Source organism: Psychrobacter sp. FME13 (genome assembly GCF_014861395.1).
Lineage (GTDB): Bacteria > Pseudomonadota > Gammaproteobacteria > Pseudomonadales > Moraxellaceae > Psychrobacter.
Map to the genome: position 1 here is coordinate 1 of NZ_RRYV01000375.1, position 565 is coordinate 565.

The window sequence follows — 565 nt, forward strand, 5'->3', positions numbered from 1 at the left end:
CAACGTATTAAAGATCTTGAACGTGAATGCAGAGAACTCAAACAGGCCAATGAGATCATACGTAAGGCAGCGGCTTTTTTCGCCCAGGCGGAGCTCGACCGTCTACCGAAATAATGGTCACATTTATCGATGATCACAAGCAGAAATACGGGATCGAGCCAATCTGTAGAGTACTACCGATTGCCCCATCAACCTACTACCGTACTAAAGACTTGGAGAGTTACCCTGAAAAGCGCTCGTTGCGTCAGCAGCATGACGACTATTATATCAACGAGATTAAACGCATCTGGCAGGACAGTAAATGCCGTTACGGTGTTCGTAAAGTCTGGCAGCAGATGAAGGCAGATGGTATTCATGTGGCTCGTTGTACGGTAGAGCGTTTAATGAAGCAGTATGGTATGCAAGGCATCTGGCGCGGTAAGGGCAAGATCACCACCAATAGCCGTGATGACCAAAAATGCGCTGATGACCTGATTAATCGTAATTTTAATGCCCATCGTCCTAATCAGCTATGGGTAGCTGACTTCACCTATATAAAAACAACTAGCGGCTGGGTATATACCGC

1 pseudogene and 1 other annotated feature are annotated in these 565 nt (G+C 46.4%); the pseudogene reads left to right on the forward strand.

Annotated elements, in window-relative coordinates:
* A pseudogene (locus tag EI164_RS16660) lies at positions 1 to 565 on the forward strand (IS3 family transposase); the annotation flags it as partial.
* Positions 72 to 188 (forward strand) — a sequence feature (AL1L pseudoknot). Its footprint overlaps the pseudogene before it by 117 nt.